Annotated in this window: 22 protein-coding genes, 5 tRNA genes and 2 rRNA genes (1 of these 29 cut by a window edge); 14 read left to right on the forward strand and 15 right to left on the reverse strand. The window is 35.4% G+C overall.

The features are described 5' to 3' along the window. Nucleotides 1-28: 28 nt before the first annotated feature. From NAMH_RS09045 to tig, 6 genes are read right to left on the reverse strand one after another with little or no spacing between them, the layout of a single operon-like run. Nucleotides 29-655, reverse strand: a complete 627-nt coding sequence (locus tag NAMH_RS09045) for a metallophosphoesterase family protein (RefSeq protein WP_015902678.1) — start codon at nucleotides 653-655, stop codon at nucleotides 29-31. Further along, nucleotides 656-2131, reverse strand: a complete 1476-nt coding sequence (locus tag NAMH_RS08505; protein ID WP_012663778.1) for a YifB family Mg chelatase-like AAA ATPase — start codon at nucleotides 2129-2131, stop codon at nucleotides 656-658. It lies immediately after the preceding gene. Next, complete coding sequence (def, locus tag NAMH_RS08510; protein WP_015902449.1) at nucleotides 2095-2619, reverse strand: peptide deformylase; 525 nt, start codon at nucleotides 2617-2619, stop codon at nucleotides 2095-2097. Before def ends, NAMH_RS08505 begins: the two co-directional genes overlap by 37 nt. Continuing rightward, nucleotides 2619-3635, reverse strand: coding sequence for a GGDEF domain-containing protein (locus tag NAMH_RS08515; protein WP_012663600.1), 1017 nt, complete (start codon nucleotides 3633-3635; stop codon nucleotides 2619-2621). The genes def and NAMH_RS08515 overlap by 1 nt, the downstream gene beginning before the upstream one ends. Next, complete coding sequence (clpP, locus tag NAMH_RS08520; RefSeq protein ID WP_015902274.1) at nucleotides 3635-4225, reverse strand: ATP-dependent Clp endopeptidase proteolytic subunit ClpP; 591 nt, start codon at nucleotides 4223-4225, stop codon at nucleotides 3635-3637. Before clpP ends, NAMH_RS08515 begins: the two co-directional genes overlap by 1 nt. Beyond that, nucleotides 4225-5511, reverse strand: coding sequence for a trigger factor (gene tig / locus NAMH_RS08525; protein WP_015902074.1), 1287 nt, complete (start codon nucleotides 5509-5511; stop codon nucleotides 4225-4227). The genes clpP and tig overlap by 1 nt, the downstream gene beginning before the upstream one ends. A 50-nt stretch (nucleotides 5512-5561) precedes the next feature. Here tig and folE point away from each other — a divergent pair, with 50 nt between their 5' ends. The 9 genes from folE to NAMH_RS08570 all read left to right on the forward strand — a co-directional run bounded on the left by folE (nucleotide 5562) and on the right by NAMH_RS08570 (nucleotide 12355). After that, nucleotides 5562-6140 carry a GTP cyclohydrolase I FolE gene (gene folE / locus NAMH_RS08530; RefSeq protein WP_012663630.1) on the forward strand — a complete coding sequence of 193 codons (579 nt, stop codon included), beginning with the start codon at nucleotides 5562-5564 and terminating at the stop codon, nucleotides 6138-6140. 64 nt (nucleotides 6141-6204) lie between these two features. Continuing rightward, nucleotides 6205-7503 carry a flagellar protein export ATPase FliI gene (fliI, locus tag NAMH_RS08535; protein ID WP_015902715.1) on the forward strand — a complete coding sequence of 433 codons (1299 nt, stop codon included), beginning with the start codon at nucleotides 6205-6207 and terminating at the stop codon, nucleotides 7501-7503. A gap of 30 nt (nucleotides 7504-7533) precedes the next feature. Further along, entirely contained in the window at nucleotides 7534-10014 is a 2481-nt protein-coding gene (locus NAMH_RS08540; RefSeq protein WP_015901736.1) for an EAL domain-containing protein, read from the forward strand. A gap of 44 nt (nucleotides 10015-10058) precedes the next feature. Continuing rightward, a tRNA-Pro gene (locus NAMH_RS08545) sits at nucleotides 10059-10136 on the forward strand. A 44-nt stretch (nucleotides 10137-10180) separates the two neighbouring features. After that, nucleotides 10181-10257: transfer RNA gene (locus NAMH_RS08550), tRNA-His, on the forward strand. 17 nt (nucleotides 10258-10274) lie between these two features. Further along, nucleotides 10275-10351, forward strand: a tRNA-Arg gene (locus tag NAMH_RS08555). Nucleotides 10352-10377: 26 nt separating this feature from the next. Continuing rightward, nucleotides 10378-10454: transfer RNA gene (locus tag NAMH_RS08560), tRNA-Arg, on the forward strand. A gap of 14 nt (nucleotides 10455-10468) precedes the next feature. Continuing rightward, a tRNA-Leu gene (locus tag NAMH_RS08565) sits at nucleotides 10469-10553 on the forward strand. Between the two features lie 98 nt (nucleotides 10554-10651). Then, on the forward strand, nucleotides 10652-12355 hold the full coding sequence (locus NAMH_RS08570; RefSeq protein ID WP_012663823.1) for an ABC transporter ATP-binding protein: 1704 nt from the start codon (nucleotides 10652-10654) through the stop codon (nucleotides 12353-12355). Here the strand turns inward: NAMH_RS08570 and NAMH_RS08575 are convergent. Then, the gene (locus NAMH_RS08575) at nucleotides 12333-13430 is read right to left on the reverse strand and encodes a hypothetical protein (RefSeq protein WP_012663926.1); all 1098 of its coding nucleotides are present in this window, start codon (nucleotides 13428-13430) and stop codon (nucleotides 12333-12335) included. The genes NAMH_RS08570 and NAMH_RS08575 overlap by 23 nt on opposite strands. Nucleotides 13431-13518: 88 nt before the next feature. On the opposite strand from NAMH_RS08575, the gene ilvD reads away from it, so the two are divergent. Genes ilvD through NAMH_RS08590 form a run of 3 tightly spaced genes read left to right on the forward strand, consistent with a single transcriptional unit; the run spans nucleotide 13519 to nucleotide 17723 of the window. After that, nucleotides 13519-15207 carry a dihydroxy-acid dehydratase gene (gene ilvD, locus NAMH_RS08580; protein WP_015902238.1) on the forward strand — a complete coding sequence of 563 codons (1689 nt, stop codon included), beginning with the start codon at nucleotides 13519-13521 and terminating at the stop codon, nucleotides 15205-15207. A gap of 35 nt (nucleotides 15208-15242) precedes the next feature. Next, entirely contained in the window at nucleotides 15243-16832 is a 1590-nt protein-coding gene (locus tag NAMH_RS09050) for a GGDEF domain-containing protein (RefSeq protein ID WP_049751156.1), read from the forward strand. Between the two features lie 51 nt (nucleotides 16833-16883). Further along, the gene (locus NAMH_RS08590; RefSeq protein ID WP_015902721.1) at nucleotides 16884-17723 is read left to right on the forward strand and encodes a nucleoside recognition protein; all 840 of its coding nucleotides are present in this window, start codon (nucleotides 16884-16886) and stop codon (nucleotides 17721-17723) included. Here NAMH_RS08590 and NAMH_RS08595 read toward each other — a convergent pair. The 5 genes from NAMH_RS08595 to NAMH_RS08615 form a co-directional block, all read right to left on the reverse strand. After that, nucleotides 17720-18223 (reverse strand): hypothetical protein, encoded by a 504-nt coding sequence (locus NAMH_RS08595; protein ID WP_015902006.1) that lies wholly within the window; start codon nucleotides 18221-18223, stop codon nucleotides 17720-17722. The genes NAMH_RS08590 and NAMH_RS08595 overlap by 4 nt on opposite strands. Before the next feature lie 176 nt (nucleotides 18224-18399). Then, a complete protein-coding gene (amrA, locus tag NAMH_RS08600; RefSeq protein ID WP_012663471.1) occupies nucleotides 18400-18972 on the reverse strand; it encodes an AmmeMemoRadiSam system protein A in 573 nt (190 codons plus the stop codon). 57 nt (nucleotides 18973-19029) lie between these two features. Further along, nucleotides 19030-19311 (reverse strand): EscU/YscU/HrcU family type III secretion system export apparatus switch protein, encoded by a 282-nt coding sequence (locus NAMH_RS08605; protein ID WP_143709765.1) that lies wholly within the window; start codon nucleotides 19309-19311, stop codon nucleotides 19030-19032. Then, nucleotides 19286-19756 (reverse strand): RNA 2',3'-cyclic phosphodiesterase, encoded by a 471-nt coding sequence (thpR, locus tag NAMH_RS08610; RefSeq protein ID WP_012663734.1) that lies wholly within the window; start codon nucleotides 19754-19756, stop codon nucleotides 19286-19288. The genes NAMH_RS08605 and thpR overlap by 26 nt, the downstream gene beginning before the upstream one ends. Next, nucleotides 19753-19962, reverse strand: a complete 210-nt coding sequence (locus NAMH_RS08615; protein ID WP_015902579.1) for a DUF2905 domain-containing protein — start codon at nucleotides 19960-19962, stop codon at nucleotides 19753-19755. The genes thpR and NAMH_RS08615 overlap by 4 nt, the downstream gene beginning before the upstream one ends. Before the next feature lie 69 nt (nucleotides 19963-20031). Here NAMH_RS08615 and leuC point away from each other — a divergent pair, with 69 nt between their 5' ends. Continuing rightward, complete coding sequence (gene leuC, locus NAMH_RS08620; protein WP_015901935.1) at nucleotides 20032-21309, forward strand: 3-isopropylmalate dehydratase large subunit; 1278 nt, start codon at nucleotides 20032-20034, stop codon at nucleotides 21307-21309. A gap of 107 nt (nucleotides 21310-21416) precedes the next feature. Here leuC and NAMH_RS09055 read toward each other — a convergent pair whose 3' ends face one another. Further along, nucleotides 21417-21887 carry a rhodanese-like domain-containing protein gene (locus NAMH_RS09055; protein WP_015902722.1) on the reverse strand — a complete coding sequence of 157 codons (471 nt, stop codon included), beginning with the start codon at nucleotides 21885-21887 and terminating at the stop codon, nucleotides 21417-21419. Between the two features lie 87 nt (nucleotides 21888-21974). Between NAMH_RS09055 and NAMH_RS08630 the strand changes: the two genes are divergently transcribed. Further along, nucleotides 21975-22934, forward strand: a complete 960-nt coding sequence (locus NAMH_RS08630; protein ID WP_015902117.1) for an agmatine deiminase family protein — start codon at nucleotides 21975-21977, stop codon at nucleotides 22932-22934. Between the two features lie 406 nt (nucleotides 22935-23340). Here the strand turns inward: NAMH_RS08630 and rrf are convergent. Beyond that, nucleotides 23341-23456, reverse strand: a 5S ribosomal RNA gene (rrf, locus tag NAMH_RS08635). Nucleotides 23457-23506: 50 nt separating this feature from the next. Beyond that, nucleotides 23507-24590: ribosomal RNA gene (locus NAMH_RS08640) — 23S ribosomal RNA — on the reverse strand; it runs 1826 nt beyond the window's last position.

Genomic DNA, 24590 nt, shown 5'->3' on the forward strand with positions numbered 1-24590 from the left:
AAGTTTATATTTATTTTCAACAAAGCAATTATAAAAGATCAAAATTTTCAAGAGGTTTAAAATCATTTACTTCCAGACAGGCGTTTATACACCTTTTATCCGCAACCTTATACGAATGAGTATGCCCGTGAATATTTATATCACAGCCGCAAAGCGTAAAAACTTCTTCAAGAAGATTAGAGATGTTTTGAAACTTTTCATCATAAGGATTGTCATTAAATACCGGATAATGTGAAAAAAGAATTTTTTTACCATTAATCTCTTTTACCAGACAGGCTGTTTTTGCAAGGGTTTTTGTATCATATTTATATTTTAAATAATCAAACCAACTTTTATCAATATCTATTTCTATTCTTATATCTTCTATAACATCCCAGCCTATTGATTTATAAAACTCAATATGTTTTTGTTTATCGTGATTGCCTTTGATAAGCGTGATTTTACCGTTTAGTTTTTCTGCCATTGTATATCTGTCTTTAAAAGCCACATCTCCCAAATGTAGTACTTCGTTATTTTTGGAAATATAGGAATTAAGATATTCAATTAAAAACCGATCAAAGTCTTCATACCCTTCCATTCTCGCTTTTTGCATTCTCGAAGGTTCATGAAGCAGCATATTTGTATGACCGAAATGTGTATCGGATATTATTTTCATCTAACGCCTTCTAAACTGAAGTGCTTTTAAAAGATCTTCTTTTTGAATTTTATTTCTTTTATTTATATTCGCAACAGTTTTAGCAACTTTTAACAGGTTAAATTCGCTTCTTTTGCTAAGCCCAAAATTAACAATCGCTTTTTTCAGTATTTCGTAAGCGCCGTTTTTCATATCGAATTTATAATTTTCAGGAAGGTTTGCGTTAAACTCACCCTTTTGTATCTCAAATGCCGTTAAAATTTTTTCAAACATCTCTTTACTTGAAACGGTGTCTTTCGAGTCGTCCTCGGTCATCTGCAGATATATCTCTATCCTGTCATACAAAGGTTCGCTGATTCTGTTTTTATACCTTTTAATCTCCAGCTCCGTACATCTGCACTCTTTATTCGTACTCAACAGATTTCCGCAAGGACAAGGATTCATAGCAGCCGCAAAAAGTATGTCGGTTTCGTATTCTATTTTTGAATTTACACGGCTAATGAGCACCTTTTTATCCTGAAGTGGAAGCCTTAAATTCTCAAGCACGTCTTTTTGAAAATGCGGAAGCTCATCAAAAAAGAGCATTCCTTTATTCGCAAACGCAATCTCCCCTATCTTCGCACCCCTGCTGCCGCCTCCGAATATCGCCGCCTTTGTTGATGAGTAGTGAGGCGAACGGAAAGGTCTTACCGGTTTAAACGTAACTTCTTTGCCTTCAAGCGAATTATATTTTTCCACTTCAAGTATCTCTTCCAGACTCATAGGAGGCAAAATATACCTCATTCTTCCGATTATCATCGACTTTCCGACCCCCGGGCTTCCTTCAAAAAGTATGTTGTGAAACCCGGCCGCAGAAATCAAAGCAGCCTCTTTTGCCTGGTTTTGTCCCAGTACATCCTTAAAATCAAGTTCGAAATTTTCAAGATAATAATATTTTTTGCCTTCTATTTTTATATGGCTGTAATTAAAGTCGTTATTTTCCACCTTTTTAGGCTCAAACTCTTCAAACTCCTTAATATGCGAAAAAGCATAAACTTCAACACCCGGTATTTTGCTCACTTTCTCGGCACTCTGAAGAGGAATAATCACTTTTTTAGGCTTTAGTGAAAGAATAATAGGAAATATGGAATTGGTATCTTTCAAACTCCCATCAAGCCCGAGCTCTCCAAGAACAAGATATTCGCTTAAATCAATATTTTTTTTATGATACAAAATACTTAGAGCTATGGGAAGATCTAATTGTGAACCGGATTTGGGCAAATCCGCCGGAGCTAAATTGATAGTGATTTTAAGAGGGGGAAATTCGAAATCGTTATTTAAAAGAGCTGATTTAATACGCTCTTTACTCTCCTGAATCGCCTGTGAGCCGAGCCCGACAATCGCGAATCCAGGAAGACCTTTTGTAAATGAGCTTTCAACTTCTACTTTTTGGGCTTCAAATCCTTCAAGCGTAGCTGAATTTATTTTTTTCGTTTTTGTTTTAGCAGTTTTTTCCACTCTTTTTCAAACTTCTTTCTTTTAATATAATCAAGTCTTTCCACAAACAGATGCCCGTCAAGGTGGTCTGTTTCATGCTGGAAAGCGACACTCAGCAAACCTTCGGCTTCCATAACGTGTTCTTTTCCGAATCTGTCGAAAAATTTAACTTTTACATTTTTGTATCTCTCAACTTCATCAAAATAATCAGGTACACTCAAACACCCTTCGGTGTCTTTTTGCGTGCCGTCCCACGTTAAAAATTCAGGGTTTATAACTTCAATAAGCGTATCTTTGCTCTGCTTACCCTCTTCATCTCCAATATCTATTAAAAGTGCCCTGATAGGAACAGCCACCTGAATTGCTGCAAGTCCTACCCCGTTGTTTTTTATCATCGTTTCGTACATATCGTCTAATAGTTTATGTAAATCTTTATCAAATCTTTCAACAGGTTTTGAAATCTGTTTTAAAACCTTATTCGGATATGTAACAATATCTAAAACCGCCATCAACTTCCTTCATATATATAGTATAGCACATCATCTTGTTCCGCTTTTTCCATCATCATTAAAGCATGTGAAAGACAAATTTCCACATCATCATTACCTAATACCTCTACAATTCCTGAAACAATTTTGATATTTATCTCTTCACCTTCAAGGAAAATAGCGGAATTACTAATAATATCAGAAAGTCTCTCAACTGTTTTACACGCACCTACCCTGTCCGTATGTTTTAGAAGCATTGCAAAAACACCATCCCCCAAATGTGCAATAATATCTGTTCTTCTTGATGTTTTTAGCATTATCTTTGCAACACTTCTGTTAAGTAAAATTTTAGATTTTTCAGATTTTAGCGCTTCAAGTACACTGCTTCTTATTTTTAATACAATAACACTGCTTTTGTGTTTAAATTTTTCAATCAATTTAATTTCTTTTTTCAGTTCTTTTAAAAAGAAATTTTTATTATAAATTCCGTATCTTGCATCAAAAATCGAATTGCTTTCAATTTCTTTTAAAATTTCAACATTTTTTGAATAAAGCTGTTTAATTTGATTAAGCTCATTTTCAAATTTTTCGTTTATTTTTTTAAGTTTTTCCTCAAATCCGCTTATTAGTCTTTCAAACAGTTTAGGATTGGCTATATGTGCCGTTTCACTCTTATATTTTTCAAAAATTTCTTTAATAGCTTGTGAATTTTTATACAAAACTGCAGTATGCTGTAAAAGCTCTTTTGAATATTTAAAAGACTGTTTTAATTTTTTTTCAATTTCGAGATCTTTTTCCAACTCGTTTGTTTCTTCAAGCGTGATAAATTCATATACCTGATTTCTAAAGTTTTCCGGCTCTTCGTCAAGCATATTTAAAAAATACATTTTATAGTAGTAAGGAATAGGAGGTACATTTTCCTCAATAAGCTTGTCAAAAACTTTTTTTGCAAACTCCTCAAGAGGAGAAGACGGTTCATTTAATCCAGCAACTTCACCATTACTTGTAGAAAATTTATCATTTTTTTTCTTGATCATTAGCTATCTCTTTTTTTTAGAACCTTATCTATTAGTCCGTATTTCATTGCCTCTTCAGCACTCATAAAGAAATCTCTTTCAGTGTCTCTTTCTATTTTTCTGACACTTTGTCCTGTGTTTTCAGCTAAGATTTTGTTTAATTCTTTTTTCATTCTTAGAATCTCTTTGGCATGAATCTCAATATCTGTAGCCTGTCCCTGAGCTCCACCAAGAGGTTGATGAATCATAATTCTCGCATGTGGAAGTGCAAATCTTTTGCCTTTAGCACCACTTGAAAGTAAAAATGCTCCCATACTTGCAGCTTGCCCCATACAGATTGTTACAACATCAGGCTTTATATAATTCATCGTATCATATATCGCCATTCCGCTTGTAACTACTCCACCCGGAGAATTGATATAAAGATAAATATCTTTTTCAGGGTTTTCTGCTTCTAAAAATAGCATTTGCGCCACGATTATGCTTGATACATGATCGTTAATTTCGCCTTGAAGCATAATAATTCTGTCTTTAAGAAGGCGAGAGTATATATCGTATGCTCTCTCTCCTCTTCCTGTTTTTTCAATAACGGTAGGAACTAAAATACTCATTAATTACCTTTTACTTTATCCTCTAACAATTTATTTAGAAGTTTTTCTTCAATTAAATTCATTTTAATTACAGGAAGTAAATTGTTCTCCTGATAATATTTTACCACATCTTGAGGATTTTGTCCTTGCATAATTGCTTCATAATATAAAATTTGAGTAAGCTCCTGATCACTCACATCAACACCTTCTTTTTTAGCAATCGCATCAATAATAAATGTAAGTTTAACTCTGTCTTTTGCTTCAGGTAAAAGTTTTTCTTTAAGCTCTTTTAGTTTTTCAGGATTTTCCTGAAGCTCTTTAAGTTCAGCCGGTGTCATTTTCTGAGCTTCGTTGTTAATCATAATCTCAACTTCTTTTTCTACTACGCTTTCAGGAAGATCAATTTCATATTTTTTAACTAAACACTCAAGAATTTCTTCTTTTTTAGGTGCGAATGCTTCAGCTTTTTTTCTCTCTTCGATTGATTGTTTTATCATTTCTTTAAGTTCGTCTAATGTTGCGTCTTCTTTTGCCATATATTTTTTAGCAAGTTCGTCGTTTATTTCCGCAGGCACTTTTTCCTGAATTTCTTGAAGAGTTACGTCAAACTCAGCTTCTTTCCCTGCAATTTCTTTTGCTCCGTAGTTTTCAGGGAAAGTTACTTTAATTCTTTTACTTTCACCTACTTTCATTCCTACAAGCTGCTCTTCAAATCCAGGGATGAAAGAGTTGCTTCCAATTTCAAGAGGATACGCTTCAGCGCTTCCATTTTCCATTTTTTCACCATCGATATAACCTGTAAAATCGATTACTCCGATAAGACCTTCTTTTAAAATTCTTTTTCTTGAAACTTTAGTTTCAGCCTGAGCTTCAGCGATTTTTTTGATTTCTTCTTCTACTTCTTCGTCAGTTACTTCAGGAACCTCAACTTCAGGAACACATTCTTTGTATTCATCACCGATTTCGATTTCAGGTCTTGTGTATACTTTAATTTCTACTTCGATTTTGTCGTCTTTTTTCTCAAATTTAGTTACTTCAGGTTCAGCAATCATATCAGTAATTCCAAGCTCTTTCAAACCATTGTCAAGTACTTCTCTTACAGCTTCGCTGATTGCGTCTTGCTCGATATCCGCAGCATACATTTTTTTAACAACTTTCACAGGAACTTTACCAGGTCTGAATCCTTGAATTTTAGCTTTTTTTGCGATTTGTTTTGCAATTTTGTCTTTTTTAGCTTCTAAGTCTTGATTTTCGATTACAGCTTTGATTATACTATTGGCAGAGTCAATTTTTTTTGCTTCTAACATTAAAATCCTTTTTTTAAAGGGTATAATACCAAAAATTTTAAAGGATAACAATGAGCGTTGATTTAGAAAAACTTGAATTAGCCGCCAAAATGATTCTTGAAGCAATCGGTGAAGATGTCGATAGGGACGGACTTGTAAAAACACCAAGAAGAGTTGCTAAAAGTTTCGAATATATCTGCAGCGGGTATTTTAAAGACCCAAAAGAAGTGCTTAACGATGCACTTTTCGAATCTACAAACAACGAAATGGTTGTAGTAAGAAACATCGAGTTTTATTCTATGTGCGAACACCATATCTTACCGTTTTTCGGAAGAGTTCACGTAGCTTATATTCCGGATAAAAAGGTTGTGGGACTTAGTAAAATCCCAAGAATGGTAAACGTATTTGCAAGAAGACTGCAAATCCAGGAGCAATTGACAGAACAAATCGCCGATGCAATTATGGAAGTGGTACAGCCAAAAGGTGTGGGTGTAGTAATTCATGCAAGACATATGTGTATGGAAATGAGAGGTGTTGAGACCAAACACTCTTATACATCAAGCAGTGCGCTTAGAGGAATTTTCTTGGAGGAAAAAACAAGGGAAGAATTTTTCAATATTATAAACGCACCTATACAAACACACTTTTAATAAATGGAGAATTAAGAATTGAGAATTGAGAATTTAATAAACTTTTATCCGTCAAAGGATATGAATGGCTCTTAGCAGCATAAAAGACAAAATCGGCAAAAAGCCTCTTTCAAAACCGTTTGGGATTGTTAAAAAAATAAATCCGACCAACCTCATCGCCACGGGATTAAACCCCTCTATCGGCGATATTGTCAAAATCTGCTCAGGAAATCACGAAATACTCGGAATGGTAACGGCACTTGATGAGAATTCATTTGTAGTAACTCCCTTTTCATTTCTTGAAGGCTTTAAAATCGGAGACAAAATCTACATCGACGAAAACGGAATGCAGATACCCGTGGGCGAAGGACTGCTCGGAAGAGTCGTAGATCCTTTTATGAATCCTATTGATGATAAAGGCGATATATTTTTTGAAACAAAATACCCTATTATGACAAAGCCGATTTCACCTATGAAAAGAGGTGTGATAAACGAAGTTTTTGAAACAAAAGTAAAAGCCATCGACGGCCTTTTAACATGCGGCAAAGGCCAAAAACTTGGTATTTTTGCCGGAAGCGGTGTGGGTAAATCCACTCTTATGAGTATGATCGTAAAAGGCGCGAGTGCCGATATTAAAGTAATAGCACTTATTGGTGAGAGGGGCCGTGAAATTCCTGAGTTTATAGAACATCAACTCGGAGGGGATCTTACAAACACCGTAATAATCGTAGCTACTTCGGACGATTCGGCTTTAATGAGAAAATACGGAGCTTTCAGCGCAATGGCGGTAGCTGAATATTTTAAAGACAAAAACAAAGATGTCTTGTTTTTAATGGACAGCATTACGCGTTTTGCAATGGCTCAAAGGGAAATAGGTCTTGCTATGGGAGAACCTCCAACCTCTAAAGGTTACCCGCCAAGCGCTATAATGCTTCTTCCCCAACTTATGGAAAGAGCCGGAAAAGAAAAAGACAAAGGCTCAATTACAGCCTTTTTCACGGTTTTGGTAGAAGGTGACGACACTTCGGCAGACCCTATTGCTGATCAGGCCCGTTCAATTCTTGATGGACACTTTATTTTAAGCAGGGAACTAACAGACAGCGGAATATACCCGCCTATAAATATCCTAAATTCAGCCAGTAGGGTAATGAACAACGTCGTAACCAAAGAACACCTCCAAAAAGCACAGAAATTTAAAAAACTCTATTCCTTGCTTAAAGAAAATGAAGTATTAATAAGAATCGGAGCATATCAAAAAGGTGTCGATCCGGAACTTGATGAAGCCATCAATAAAAAAGAAGCAATGGAAAACTTTTTAAAACAATCACCAAATGAACTTATACCTTTCAACGAAACTCTTAATCTTCTAAATAATATTGTATAATTAAGCACGATAACATATTAGAGGAAAAAAATGGACTTTAAGCAGATTCTTGAAATTTTCAATAAACAGCCATATGTTGCAATTATGTTATATAAAGAAAAAATAATTTATGCAAATAAAAAGCTTCAAGAATTACTCGGTTTCTCTTATAAAGAACTTTCAAAAATGTCTGCTGAAGAAGTTTTCCCTCCAGGTCCTAAAAGAAATAAAATAAAAGAAGTTGTAAAAAAAAGATTAGAAGATCAAGAGTTTCCGGCAACATATGAACCGATGGAAATCCTCAATAAAAACAATAAACGTTTAATAATGAAGTTTTTTACACAAACAATAAAATTAAATGATGGCTCTTATGCGGGGCTTGTTTTTGGAATAGACGTAACTGGAGAATATAAAAAAGAATTTTTAATAGATATATTAAAAGAAATTAACCAGACAATAATTACACAAGAAAATGAAGAAGAAATATATACTAATATAGTAAAACAAATTTATAAAAAAGGAAATTATGAATTTGTTTGCGCTTCTATAAAGAAATTTAACTCTGATGAAATGGACCCTAAATACTGTATAGGAAATTATGACGAAGATTTTTTAAATTTTTTACGTAAAATATTCAAAGCTGACCCAGATTATGCCAATAAATGTTTAGCAACTAAATATATGCTTGAAAATAAATTTATGATTGTAAATGATTTAACAAAAATAGATTTTCCGAATAAAAAACTTATTCAAACTTTATTAGATAAAAATTTCCGTTCAATATTATTCTTTCCAATTTTCAAAAACCATGAATTATATTCAGCAATAGGAATATGCTCAAAATATGTTGATGACTTCGACTCCACTTCCATTTCTATTTTCCAAGAAGGCAAACAAGATATAGAATTTGCCCTTCAAAAATCTGAAAACATCGCTTATTTACGTCTCTTACAAGAAGCCCTGGATAAAGCATACTCATGGGTAGTTATTACTGATGAAAATGCAAATATTTTATATGCAAATAAAAGTGTTGAGGATATAACAGGTTACAGTTTATTCGAACTTTTAGGCAAAAATCCAAGAATATTTAAATCAGGTTACCATTCAGATGAATTTTATAAACGTTTATGGGAAAAATTAACAAATAATGAAGTTGTTGAAACCATACTAATTAATAAAGATAAAAACAATCATATATTTTACCTTAAAGATAAAATAGTCCCGATAACAGCACCTAACGGACAAAAATACTATATTTCTCTTGCCATAGACATAACTCATGAAAAAACATTACAAAACAAACTCAAAAAAGACATTTTAACCGATTTACCAAATAGAAATGAGTTTATAAACTTAATTTCAAACAAAATACATCCGGGTGAATCATATGCATGTATTATTATTGATTTAAGAGACTTTAAAATATTTAACCAATTAAATGGTAATGCGGCAGGTGACTATTTATTGAGAAAATTTGCTGATTTTATTAAAACGGTTTTCTATGAAGAAGACATTATCGCAAGAATAGGCGGAGATGAATTTGCAGTCTTTATTAAATACAATTCAATCAATGATTTATATTCAATTATCCATAAAATCATTTACAAAGTAAAACATTTAGAGGATTTTCATAATAAAATATCAGTTAATATAGGTATTTCATTATATCCTAAAGATTCTGAAAATATTACTGAGTTAATAGAAAAGGCTTTTTTAGCATTGGAAATAGCTAAAGAAAAAGGGGATTTTACATATGAATTTTTCAATCCTCAAATTAACCAAAAAATAATTGAATACTCCGATATTAAAAAATTAATCGTTAATGCAATTAAAAACGAAGAATTCATTTATCATTTTCAGCCGTATGTAAACACTAAAACATTAAAAATTGTAGGAGCTGAAACACTTTTAAGAATAAAACATAGTAATAAAATAATCTATCCTAATGCCTTTATCGATTTTGCGGAAAACAGCGGTTATATTAAAGAAATAGAGAAAATAATGTTTCCAAAATATATTGAATATTTAAAAGAACTTAATATTCCACTGTCTTTCAATGTTTCCGGAAAATCATTAACTGACGAAAATCATATTGAACAGCTTTTCGGTAATATTGAAAAACTTCCTATTATCATAGAACTTACTGAACGTGAAATAGCAGGTAATATTGAGTATACAAAAGAAATCTTCAGATTTTTTAAAGAAAAAAAATTTAAATTATCAATTGATGATTTTGGAACAGGATATTCATCTTTAACATATTTAAAAGATTTGCCTGCTGATTATCTTAAAATCGACATGTCCTTTATAAAAAACATTGAAACTTCAGAAAAAGATCTCGCAATTGTAGAAACAATAATAAATTTCGCTCATAAATTTAATCTAAAAACTATTGCCGAAGGTGTTGAAACGGAAAAACAAGTTAAAATTTTAAAAGAATTAAATTGTGATTATCTTCAAGGATTTTACTTCGCAAAACCAATGCCGCTTGAGGAATTTAAAAATTTTTTAAATTCCCATAAAAATTCTTGACAAATATATTTTTTTTCCATATAATTTCAGTCCACAAACGCTTACGGAGTGTAGCGCAGTTTGGTTAGCGCACCTGGTTTGGGACCAGGGGGTCGGGGGTTCGAGTCCCTCCACTCCGACCATTTAAGCCACTATAAGTGAGAAGCTTGCGGGCTACCCACTTGTGGTGGGTGTAGCTCAGGTGGTTAGAGCACCAGGTTGTGGCCCTGGGGGTCGCCGGTTCGAGTCCGGTCATCCACCCCATTGTTCTATCTAATTGAGCGTCCGTAGCTCAATTGGATAGAGCAACGGACTTCGGATCCGTAGGTTGTAGGTTCGAGTCCTACCGGACGCGCCAAACAACTGAAAAAGCTCTCAAAATAAGCGCCCTTAGCTCAGCTGGATAGAGCAACGGCCTTCTAAGCCGTAGGTCGCAGGTTCGAGTCCTGCAGGGCGTACCACTTTATTACCACTCGCGGGAGTGGCGGAACTGGCAGACGCGCTAGACTTAGGATCTAGTGCCGCAAGGCGTGGAGGTTCGAGTCCTCTCTCCCGCACCACTTCAAAATTACTACATTTAGTGTCAGGCACCAATACAGTTTACTTACTTCAGCAATAATAGTATAATTTTTTTCATAAAAACTCCCAAAGGCAGAAATTGTATACATTCAAACATCTGATAAAAGAGATCAAAAAATACAAACGCGAATTCATCCTTGCACAAATTATAGCATTAATAGCAACAATAATTTCAATCCCTATTCCCATGCTTATGCCTCTTCTAATAGACGAAGTTCTGCTTAAAAAGCCGGGATTATGGGTAGAAAACCTAAGCAATATATTCGGGCAGTGCTCGGCATTTTGCTACGTAATAGTAACTCTTATTATCGTACTTGTTTTAAGGAGTCTGTTTGTGGCACTAAACGTAGCACAGACCTATTTTTTTGAAAAAATCACAAAAGACATCACCTATAAAATCAGACTGAGGGTTTTGAGCCATCTAAAAAACCTCTCAATCAACGAATACGAAAACCTGAAAACCGGAGATATAGCCAGCCGGCTTATCAGTGACGTAAACACGGTAGAAGAGTTTTTAATCAAATCTGTCTCCCGCTTTGTAATTTCCGCCCTTACGCTTATAGGAGTCGCCATAGTTTTACTTCTAATCAACTGGAAGCTCGGGCTTTTTATATTGATACTCAACCCTTTTGTGGTTGTGCTTTCGGGTAAAATCGCAAGAAAAGTCAAAAAATACAAAGCAGCCCAAAACCGCTCCATTTCCATATTCCAAGAAGCACTCATAGAAACACTTGAGCTGTTTGAGCAGATAAAAGCATACAACAAAGAAGACTTCTTTTTCAAAAAACTGTTCAATCTTACAAAAGAGCTTAAACAAAAAGCGTTTGATTTCAGCTACAAAGTAGAAGCGTTTAACAAACTAAGTTTCCTGGTGTTCCTGATAGGTTTTGAAATATTCAGAGCCGCAGGGATTTTAGCCGTGGCATACGACAACCTTACAATCGGGTTGATGCTTGCCGTTTACAGTTATCTGTGGTTTATGATGACGCCTATTCAGGATATCATCTCCATTCAGTACAGCTACTTCGCCGCAAAAGCCGCGCTTGATCGGATCAACGAAACGCTGGAGCTTAAAACCGAGCCTAAATTCCCTCATAAACAAAACCCGTTTGAAAACCCGGTACAAATTGAAATTCAAAACATCTCATTCAAATATAATGAGAGCGACTGGATACTGAAAAACGCTTCGGCAGCCATCCGTCCGAATAAAATCACAGCCCTTATCGGTGCGAGCGGAGGCGGTAAAACGACGCTTGCGAAAATAATCGCCGGATTTTTCACACCAAACGAAGGCGATATAAAATATAACGGGGTCAGTTTTAAAGAAATCGGTCTTGATAAAATCCGCGAGAATGTCAGCCTGATACTCCAAGAAACCAGACTCTTTAACGACACGCTTCTTTTTAACCTGACTCTCGGAAAAGAGTTTTCAGAAGATGAAATATGGAAAGCTCTGAAACTGGCCGAGCTTAAAGAAACGGTCGAAAAGTGGCCTGAGAAACTAAACACTTATGTGGGTAAAAACGGCGTAAAACTCAGCGGCGGGCAGAAACAAAGAGTCGCTATAGCCAGAGCCCTGCTTCACAAACCGAAAATCATCATACTAGACGAGTCAACCTCGGCCCTTGATATAGACACGGAGGAAAAAGTTTTCAAAAACATAGAAAGTTTCCTAAAAGAGAGAACTTCAATCATAATCGCCCACAGAGCCGAAACGATAGCCAAAGCCGAAGATATACTTATGATCAAAAACAAAGAGATTATAACCCTAAAAACCTCTTAGCGTTTTTGAGCTTTTTGGTGTTGTTTTCAACCCATTGTCTTATCGTCTCCCGAGGTGGCTGTTTTTTTCTTTTTTTATATGCTTCGCTTAATATTGCGTAAAAAGGATGGTTTTGATACTTTTCTTTAAATTCTTTCAAAGTCCCCTCAAACGAATATATTATCCCCAAAAGATCTTTTTGCAGGTTATCGTATTTTTCATTGAATCTGTCGTGTATCTCTTTTACAAACTCATACTTTTCGCTTTTCGGGTTAAGAATATCAAATAAATCTTTTATTTCACCGCTCAGCGTCATCTGAATGATATTGTGCTCTTTTATATCTCCCAGAATTTTGTGTCTTTTCAGGTATTCATCCGTTTTTACCTTAACGAATTTCATATCCTCAAAAACCAGAATCCAGCCTTCTTTGCTTACACACACGCCTTTATTTTTAATATAATCACTTAAAGGCCTGTTTTCGCATATTCCGGCGTATTCCACACCGAACTTTTCAGCCAGCTTTTCAAAATCCAGCAGATAATTACCCTCCGAATCCCTCACCTGCGTAAGTATCAGGGCTTCTTTATTGTAATCCATAACAACCTGCGATTTTTCCGAAATATATTCAAACATAGGGAAAAGCCCGTTATCAAAGCAGTGCTTTACGAATTTTTTTATATTTTCGCTGCTTTCATAAATCTTCTGGCTTCTCAGAGCCTGATACGAATCAAACCTCAGCTTGCTTTTAAAATAAACTTCCCCTCCTACAATTACGGGATGAACAAACGTACCGTCTATTTTTTCACTGACTTTTATCACCTTTTTGTCTTTGAGATCCTCTTCCATCCATCCCGGAGCCTGATTCAGCTCAAAAAATTTGTGAATAGCCGGAAATCTTTTCCATTCACTCCCTTCTTTTACAAACGTAAGGCCTCTAAGCTCCCACGCGTTAAATTTTTCAAACTCCTCAAAATTGCCCTGTTTATAATGATATACGGCAATTTCCCTATTTTTAAACGTAAAACTTTTACAAAAAAACTGCTTTGAGTTTGCAACTATCTCATCGCATTCATCTTTACTCGGTAAATAAAACATAAACTAAAACCTTTAATTTTTTTTAGTGTAATTATATCAAATTAAAATCCTTAAAATTGTGATAAAATAACGATAAAAAAGGAAACCCATGAGAAGTGATGAAGTAAAAAAAGGATGGCACAGAGCCCCTCACAGAAGTCTGTTCAGAGCTACGGGACTTAAAGACGAAGATTTTGAAAAACCGTTTATCGGTGTTGCAAACTCTTTTATCGAAATAATCCCGGGACACTTTTTCTTAAACAAATACGCCGAAATCGTTAAAGACGAAATCAGAAAAAACGGATGTGTGCCGTTTGAATTCAACACAATCGGCGTTGATGACGGTATTGCAATGGGTCACGACGGTATGCTTTATTCTCTGCCGAGCCGTGAGATTATCGCAAACTCAATCGAAACTGTTATGAACGCGCACAAACTCGACGCACTTATCTGTATCCCTAACTGTGACAAAATTACACCGGGTATGGTAATGGGTGCTCTTAGAGTGAACGTTCCGTCTATTTTCGTAACGGGCGGACCTATGAGAGCCGGGCATATGCCTGACGGAACTCCGATTGACCTTGCTACGGTATTTGAAGGAGTCGGTAAATTCGAAAAAGGCGAAATCGACGAAGAAACACTTTACAATCTCGAATGTCTTGCATGTCCGGGAGGCGGAAGTTGTTCTGGTATGTTTACGGCAAACTCTATGAATACTCTAATCGAAGCTATGGGTATTGCGCTTAAAGGAAACGGAACCGTTTTAGCTCTTACGCCTGAGAGGGAAGAGCTTTTAAGAGCTGCAGCCAGAAGAATATGCGAAATCGCTAAAGACGAACAGCTAACAGAGCAGTACAGAATCAAAAACATCATCAACGAAAAAGCGATCCACAACGCATTCGTGGTAGACATGGCAATGGGCGGAAGCTCAAATACCGTACTTCACATGATGGCTATCGCTAAAGAAGCGGATGTTGATTTTGATCTTCATAAACTAAACGAAATTGCAAGACACACTTCTCACATTGCAAAAATTTCACCGTCACTTCAAACGGTTCATATGGAAGATATCCACAGAGCCGGCGGAATGAGCGCGGTTATGAAGGAAATCAGCAGAAGAAGCGATACTATCCTTTACCTTGACAACCCTGTAATCGAAGGCGGAACGGTAGCCGATAGAATTAAAGACGCAGAGGTTAAAGATCCTGAAGTAATACACCCTATCGAAAACCCTTACAGCAAAGTAGGAGGTCTTGCTATACTTTTCGGAAACCTCGCGGAAGAAGGATGTGTTATTAAAACAGCCGGAATTACGGGTGAGAGAAAATTCAGAGGAAAAGCTGTTTGCTTTAACTCCCAGCAGGAAGCCATTGAGGGAATCACAAGCGGCAAAATCAAAAAAGGCGATGTTGTAGTTATCAGATACGAAGGGCCAAAAGGCGGTCCCGGAATGCAGGAAATGCTCGCACCTACAAGTCTTATTATGGGTATGGGGCTCGGAAGCGACGTTGCGTTGATTACGGACGGTAGATTCTCAGGCGCCACAAGGGGACTTAGCATCGGGCACGTATCTCCTGAAGCGGCGGAAGGCGGTATGATCGGACTTCTAAAAGACGGGGATATTATCGAAATAGACGTTGACAATTTCTCAATAAACGTAGATTTGACTCCGGAAGAAATAGAAAAAAGAAAAAAAGAATTCACTCCTATCAAAAAAGAAGTACCTGGCAAATGGCTAAAACAATACAGAATGTTAGTTACCAACGCCAGCAACGGAGCGGTGTTAAGGGCTGAATAATAACTCTTTGCCCCTCTTGGGCATAAAGGTAAAATTTGAGAATAAAAATATACTTATCTATCTTTTTAATGTGCTGCTTAGTGATTTGTGCATCAATTTATTATACAAATAAGAGTATTAACATATTATCGAAAGAAAAAGCTGAGCAAATATACAATACAAGAGTAAAAGAATATAAAGTTATATTAACTGACAAAAAAAATTTTTTGAATTCGTTGGCAAAATTTATTTCCTCATCACAGACTGTAATTGATTCTTATTTAAAAAATAACAGAAAAGAATTAATTGATTTTGTTATGCCTCTTTATAAAAATTTACATTCTACTGATTTATTGGAAGAAATCCATTTTTTTAAAAGACCTGCAATAAGTTTTGTAAATTTTGCTAATTTAAAAGCTTTTAATATGGATGTAAGTAAAGTAAGAGCTGATATTGTATGGGTTAGTACCTCTTTCACACCATCAACACATTTTTATGTTTGCAGGCTTTATCCGGGGCTCAGAGCTACCTATCCTATTATTTACAAAGATAAATTATTAGGTAGTGTATCATTTGGCATACATATTCAGGCTTTTCAAAAATTATTTAAAAGTTTAGGTGTAAATGATGTTAGTATATATTTAAATAATCAAATACTAAAAAAATCGTTACTGCCTGAAAAATTTGCTTTTTTTAAAAAACTTCCATCTTACGAAAATGGAAAATGGAAAGTATTGGGAAATGTTTATAATATAAAACTAATTTCCGGTTTAGAAACAGAAAATGGTTTTGTATTTACTAAAATAGAAATAAAAGATTTTTTCAATAACACAATGGCTTATTTAATCATAAAAGATGATATTTCAAAAAGTCTGCAAATGCTAAAAAAAAGAGCGTTAAACAAAATGAGTTTAGAAATTTTCAGTTTTTTATTTATTTTTGCAATTATTTTCATGTTGTTTAAATGGTTGTTCGATAAATTAAATGAAATGAATCATATTCTTTATTTAATAAAAACACAAAAATTTGAAGAAATACCTAAAAAAACACCTCCGAAAGATGAATTAGATGTTTATAAAAACAATATTATTGATGTTGCAAACGATATTAAAACTTATATATCACTTCTTACACAAAAAGTTGAAAAATATTCCGATAAAGCTTATAAAGACGGCCTCACTGAAATATTCAATAGAAGATTTTTAGAAGAAAAAGCAAAAGAACTATTTTTAAAATACAAACTTTCTAACACACAGGTTGGTATTATTATGCTTGATATCGACGACTTTAAAAAAATTAATGATACATACGGTCATGATACCGGTGACCTTGTTTTAATTTCTTTAGTAAGCACTATAAAACAGATAATAAGAAAAAATGATATCTTTATTAGATACGGTGGTGAAGAATTTGTAATTATTCTCCCAAATTCAAATATTGAAAACACATATAAAATTGCAGAGAAAATTCGCAAAGAAGTAGAAAAAATAAAAATCCATATTGGCGACAAACATTTTTCTTTTACAATAAGTATTGGTATAAGTGAAATACATAAAGACGATTCATCAATATATGAGGCAATTAAAAGAGCGGATATTAATTTATATAAAGCAAAAAGAAATGGCAAAAATAGAGTAGAGTTATGAAAAATTATTTAACAAAGATTGCTATAATTTCTTAAAAAAAGAAAGTAGTTTATGAAACAATTAATAAACCAGGCACTAAAAACTGCACTTTTAATTATCAAACTCGTAATACCGTTTTATCTTTTGGCCGATATTCTGATTTATCTTGGAATACTGCAGAAGATTTCATTTATTTTTGAGCCGATTACGTCAATTATGGGTCTTAGTCCCGAAGTGTCCCTATCAATTGCAGCAGGTGTGCTTTTTAACCTTTATGCGGCTATAGCGTTTGCCGCCCCTTTAGGGCTTACTCCGTACGAATGGACTATATTGGGTCTGTTTTTGGGAATTGCACATGCCCTTCCCGTGGAAAACACGATAATGAAAAAACTTTCAATGCCGCACTGGTATTCCACATTGCTTAGGATTGGTGTCGGAATCATCGCGGTAATTATTTTAAGAACTCTTCCGATTCACATTGAAGGCAAAACGCTTCAAAAAGAGATGACACTGCCTCATTACGATTCGTTTTGGGACATGATCACCACGTCATTATACAATGCATCTGTCTTAGCAATTAAAATAATTATACTGATTACGATTATTATTTTTATAATGCATTTTATCAGAACAAAACTGTTTAAAAACAAAAACCTGAGCGCTTCGTTTTCGATTATTACAGGAATTATTTTAGGGATTACATACGGAGCCGGGGTACTTATAGCCGAAAAGGACAAACTCACCAAAAAAGAGCTTTTATATGTTGGAACGTTTCTTATGATAGCCCACTCTTTAATCGAAGATCCGCTTTTATTCGTACTATTCGGTGCTAATTTCTGGGTTTTAGTCGGAATAAGACTCGTTTTAGCCGTTATATTTTCATACCTTGTTGTAAAATTTTACAAACTCTAAGCAAAAATTTCTAATTTTTTAGAATCGTCAAACAGTTTGTCAAAAAGCTCTTTTGCCTTTTTGACCTCATCAAGAGTCGCCTGAATCTGCTTTAAAACATCATCAAACGTTTTTACACCCTCGTTTTTAATCGCATTTGCATGATTTTCGTCTTTGGGCTTAGGAAGGTATGCTTTTAACATCTGAGCGGTGTTTGTCATAACCTTTTCATTTGCGTCTTTTTGTTCCATAAACTTTTCAAAAAGCGGTTTTATCTTTTTAAACGCTTCGGCTATTTCTTTTTTGTCCTGCTTGCTTAAACCATTCCCCTTATAATGAAACTCGTAACCGTACTCATGTTTTAGCGTAAACTCTTCCGATTCAAAACCTCCACCCTTTTTGTATGAACTTGCAGCTTCAATCGAATCATACATTTTAAGCTCTAACAGATCTCCGTCACTTGTTGTAAAGGAAAAATCAAAACTTGCCGAATTTAATCCGTACCTCTCAATATTTATCATATTGTCTCCCGATTATTTTAGTTTAAATCGACAAAATCATATAATTTATAAAATTTATTTAATATACAAGTTAAACAATATATTTTTTACTTTCTTATTTTGTGTCTGTCACATTTCTAAGTTGTATATTTTATACATTTTGATTTCAAATCCCGAAAAAAGCTTTTCGGGAAATATTATTCTTCCTCCTCTACTTCTATAGCCTGATATGTATAAATTGTCGGATGATACATCAGACAGTCCCCCGGAAGTCCCGCTTTCATACACAAATGCGCAAAAAACAGCTCAAAAACCGGCAGCTCTTCCCATACACTCGGAAGAAATGTAGCCTGATGATTCGCAAGCTGTAAAATTACCCCGTCAACCCCCGGGCGTATTTTTTTCATCAGATCTTCTTTATCCTCATATTCAAGTTTTTCAGGGATTGTAAGCACGCTTACTTCTATTTTAACCCTTTCAAACTCTTCCGGAGTCAGCGGAGGAAATCTCGGATCTTCAAAAGCCGCCGCTTTAGCATTTGCTACAACATCGTCAATTAAAGGCCGATAAGGAAGGATTGAACCAATGCAACCCCTGAGATTACTCCCTCTTGGTTTGTCTTTCATTTTAAGCGTAACAAAGCATGCTCTCTTTTCTGCCAAAAAAGGATATTTTTTTATCCATTCTTCTTTATCAATAAGTTTTTTTCCTTCGAATTCTTCTAAAATTGACATTCTCGCAAGTTTCAACAGTACTCTTAAATCTTCCATTTTCCCCTCCTTATATTTTATATATTATATCATATTTCTTTAGTCTTTTCCACTAAACTATTCGCTGAGCTGAGCCTTTTCCTCAAGTTTATAAAGCCATATAAAGACATCAACCACCGCTTTATACATTTTAGGAGGTATCTCCTCTCCCACCTCAACATTCAAAAGCATATCCGCAAGAGTTTCGTTTTGAAAAAGAGGCACATCGTAAAGTTTGGCTTTTTCAATTATTTTTCTTGCAAGTTCGCCTTTTCCCTTTGCCAAGACTTTCGGCGCATTTTCTTCGTACGCCTTATATTTTAAAGCCACGGCTTTATTCATATTTGTAGATCTTTTCATATACAGGACCTTTTTTTGTCAGTGTGGATTTATAAAGATACACTTCAAGAGGTACTTCAAACTCAATATTTTCCCATTTTTTCAATTCTTCCCAAAACTTTTTATCTTTAATATTCTTTATCCTGCAAAGTGTTACATGAGGTTTAAAAGGTTTATCATTTTCTAAACCGAACTTTTCGTTAATCTGTCTGTTAATCTCATCATCTATATCAGCATTTAAATATAAAACCCTCTCACCAAACGTATCTATACCTTTAATTTTAAATTTTGCTTTTTTTATATTAAGTTTGTTTTTATATTTTTCCGGTTTATCATCCCCTATAAATTTATGGGTCAAATGTAAATTCCACCCTTCAACCCATTTACCCTCCACATATTTTGAAAGCGAGTTTTTAATAGCTCCGTATATCGGAAGCTGCACAGGTGTGGCTATAAAAAGTCTCATTTTAAAAACTTTGATACGATACTGAAAAGAACACTTAAAACAATACTTATAATTATTGAGGACGTTATCGGAAAATAAAATTTAAAATTTCCCTTGTCTATTACTATATCTCCGGGAAGTCTAAATAGAGGAAACCCTTTAAATACATACAAAATAATACCTATTAAAATAAAAATCAATCCTATAAATATAAATATTTTTGCCATTCCTATTCCTTTATGTATGTTTTATATATTATACCAAATTAGCTATAATTCCATTAAAAAAGGACAGTTATGCCTATGACCATTACTGAAAAGATTTTTGCCGAGCACATAGGCCGCGAGGTTAAACCGGGTGAAATTATTATGTGCGATGTAGATATGACAATTGGAAACGATATTACAACACCTATTTCAATCAGAGCTTTTAATGAAAGCGGTGCAGAAAAACTTGCAAAACCTGATAATTTCGCAATCGTTTTAGACCACTTTATCCCTCCAAAAGATATTGCAAGCGCAAACCAGGCTAAAATCAACAGAGATTTTGCATATAAACACGATCTTAAAAACTTTTTTGACGAAAAAGATATGGGAATTGAGCATAGATTACTACCTGAAAAAGGTCTTGTAATCCCAGGTGACGTTATTATCGGTGCGGATTCTCACACATGTACGCATGGGGCTTTAGGAGCATTTTCTACAGGTATGGGTTCTACCGATATAGCATTTTGTATGATTACCGGAAAAAGCTGGTTTAAAATTCCTGAAAGCATCAAAGTTGTATTTAAAGGTGAAAGAGGCGAGCATGTTTACGGAAAAGATCTAATTTTAGAGCTTATCAGAAGAATAGGTGTTGACGGAGCATTATACAAAGCTCTTGAATTCACGGGAGAAGTTATTGAAAACCTGCCTATGGATGACAGAATGAGCCTTTGTAACATGGCTATTGAAGCGGGAGCTAAAAACGGAATTGTTGCATATGACAAAATCACAGAAGCGTTTTTAGAAGAAGTTAAAAAATACAATCCTTTAAGAAGCGAGCCTAAAATACACTATTCAGACCCTGACGCAAACTATTCTCAGGTAATTGAAATAGACGTAAACAAACTTGAACCTCTTGTAGCGTATCCGTTCCTTCCAAGTAACGGTAAACCTATCAGCCAGGCTGTAAAAGACGATATCGAAATAGATCAGGTATATATCGGAAGCTGTACAAACGGTACACTTAGCGATCTTAGAATAGCCGCTGAAATACTTAAAGGTAAAAGAGTACACAGAAGAGTAAGACTAATCGTTACTCCTGCAACTCAAAGAATTTACAAACAGGCTGAACATGAAGGAATCCTTGATATCTTAATCGATGCCGGCGCTGTTGTTGCAAACCCTACATGCGGTGCCTGTCTTGGAGGATATATGGGTATCCTTGGTGACGGTGAAAGAGCCGTAGCCACTACAAACAGAAACTTCAGAGGAAGAATGGGAAGCAGAAGCAGCGAAGTATACCTAAGCAACTCCGCAGTTGCCGCAGCAAGTGCAATTGCAGGTAAAATCGCAGATCCGAGAGACCTTTAAGGTTTCTTTATTCTCTTTCAAAAAGAACAAATTTTACTATAAACTTTTCTCGACAAATAGTGACAGACACTAATAAAATATAAAAAGCAATAAGACTAAAAGTAGTCTTATTTGCTGATTAAATTGATTTTAACAGGGCCTAATTTCATTGCGTTAACAACTACACCACCGTTTTTAATCCATGCTTTCATTCCGCCTTTTAATACATATACATTATCAAATTTATACCATTTTTTAAGAGTGGCCGCTGCAAGCAGTGCTCTGTGCCCTGTTCTACATACAGTTACGATTCTTTGATTTGGTTTAATTTTACCTTTTTTAACTGCACCATATATTACACCTCTTGGAATTAATACCGCACCTTTAATATGCCCTGCTAAAAACTCTGGACCTTCTCTTACATCAACAATCTTAACTTTTCCTTCTTTTATCCATGTTTTAAGTGTTTTAACTGTTACAAAATTATTACCAACAATTTTTAAAGCTTCGGCCTTTTGTGCTTTTACTCCGTCAAGTGGATTATATGCAAATAATAACCCCGCACTTAATAAACTCCCCACAATTAATTTTTTTAACATAAATGCTCCTTTAATTTTTTTCAAAAAATAGTATAGTATAATTTTTAATAAATTCATTTAATATAAAAATAACTTATAAGGATAACTATGAATTATCTAATACCGGAGTGGGAAAAGCAGGAATTTGTACAGCTTGTATTTCCACATAAAGATACAGACTGGAACTGCTGTTTAAATAAAGCAATTGACACATTTACAGAAATAGCCTACTCCATTGCACAATATGAAAAAGTACTTGTCTGTTATCAGGATGAAAATACTATCAAACATTTAAAACACAAAAATTTTATATTTAAAAAAGTACAAAACAATGACACCTGGACAAGAGATTTCGGAGCCATTAGCATAAAAAAAGACAATGAAGTAAAACTTCTCGATTTTAAATTTAACGGCTGGGGACTTAAATTTCCTGCAAATTTGGATAATCAGATATCACGTAAACTGTTTAATATTGATAAAAGCTATAATTTTGTACTCGAAGGAGGTAGTATAGATACGAACGGCAAAACACTACTTACCACTTCTCAGTGCCTCTTAGAGGCTAATAGAAACTATCCTTTAACAAAAGATGAAATAGAAAAGTTTTTGAAAAACGAGCTTTTTATAGAAGAAATTATATGGTTAAATCATGGCTTTTTAGAAGGTGATGATACCGATTCTCATATCGATACACTTGCAAGATTTATTGATGAAGATACAATTGTATACTGTAAATGTGAAGATAAAAACGATATACACTATAAAGAACTATCTTTAATGGAAAAAGAGCTAAAAAAAACAAAATTCAATATTATTCCCCTGCCGCTTCCGGAACCAAGAATATGGGATAACCACCGTCTGCCTGCCACATACGCAAACTTTTTAATAATAAATAATGCAGTGTTACTGCCGGTATATGACAGTAAAGATGATAAATATATATATGACCTGTTTTGTGAGCTGTTTCCAAACAGAGACATTATTCCAATTAATGCAAATACATTAATAAAACAGCACGGTTCAATTCATTGCATTACAAAAGAGTATTTTTCATATGCTTTAAAATAAGCATAGAAGTGCTCTTTTTAAAAACAATATTGATTACTAAATATCGAATACATTAATTTACATATAAAATTTATTCTGTATAAAAAATATAGTTTAGATACGACATAAAAAAGATTTACTTTAAATTCAAATATTAAATCAAAACATAAAAAACAGAAAAATATAATAAACTATAAAATGACATATAAATTAAATTTAAAATAAAAACAAATAAATAAGAGTAATAAAAGCAAATAATTAAAAAGTAAGTAAATAAAAAATAGATGTAAAAAAAATAAAATAAATTTATAAAAAGATGAGAAATAGAGACAATTAACGGACAGTGCCAGACCCTGACAGTTGTAGTTTAAAAGAAATTATTGAGAAGATGATCAGTAGCTTTAGGACTTACAGTATATACTATAAATCCTAGCAGGGACCTACTTTCCCACACCTGAAAGGTGCAGTATCATCAGCGCTGTAGGGCTTAACTGCCAGGTTCGGAATGGAACTGGGTGTTTCCCCTACGCTTTTCCCGCTAGGATTGATACTATATACTGAAAGTTAGCTGTTAAAAGTCTTGTCCATCACCGCAAGTAAAGCCATTCGGGTTATTAGTACTGGTCAGCTCAACCCCTCGCAGGGCTTACACCCCCAGCCTATCAAGCAGGTAGTCTTCCTGCACCCTCATGGGAAGGCTCATCTTGGAGTGGGCTTCCCGCTTAGATGCTTTCAGCGGTTATCCCTTCCGAGCTTGGCTACCCAGCACTGCCCTTGGCAGGACAACTGGTACACCAGTGGCTCGTCCAACCCGGTCCTCTCGTACTAGGGTCAGCTCTCCTCAACCTTCCTACGCCCACGGCAGATAGGGACCGAACTGTCTCACGACGTTCTGAACCCAGCTCGCGTACCGCTTTAAATGGCGAACAGCCATACCCTTGGGACCTGCTCCAGCCCCAGGATGCGATGAGCCGACATCGAGGTGCCAAACCTCCCCGTCGATGTGAGCTCTCGGGGGAGATCAGCCTGTTATCCCCGGGGTACCTTTTATCCTTTGAGCGATGGCCCTTCCACTCAGAACCACCGGATCACTAAGACCGACTTTCGTCTCTGCTCGACCTGTTTGTCTCGCAGTCAGGCTGGCTTGTGCCTTTACACTCTGCTGACGATTTCCAACCGTCATGAGCCAACCTTTGTGAGCCTCCGTTACTCTTTAGGAGGCGACCGCCCCAGTCAAACTACCCGCCAGGCACTGTCCCCCAGCAGGATTACTGCTGCGGGTTAGTAGGCAGGATATCCAAGGGTGGTATCTCAAGGACGGCTCCACCCGAGCTGGCGCCCGGGCTTCATAGCCTCCCACCTATCCTGCACATGGATATCCCACCTACAATGCCAAGCTGTAGTAAAGGTCCACGGGGTCTTTCCGTCTTGCCGCGGGTAGGAGGAATTTTCACCTCCACTACAATTTCACTGGATCCCTCCCTGAGACAGCCCCTCACTCGTTACGCCATTCATGCAGGTCGGTATTTAACCGACAAGGAATTTCGCTACCTTAGGACCGTTATAGTTACGGCCGCCGTTTACCGGGGCTTCGGTTCACCGCTTCGCCCAAAAGGGCTAACGGATCCCCTTAACCTTCCGGCACCGGGCAGGCGTCACACCCTATACTTCCTCTTG

The sequence above is a fragment of the Nautilia profundicola AmH genome (assembly GCF_000021725.1).
In the GTDB taxonomy this organism is placed as follows: Bacteria; Campylobacterota; Campylobacteria; order Campylobacterales; family Nautiliaceae; genus Nautilia; species Nautilia profundicola.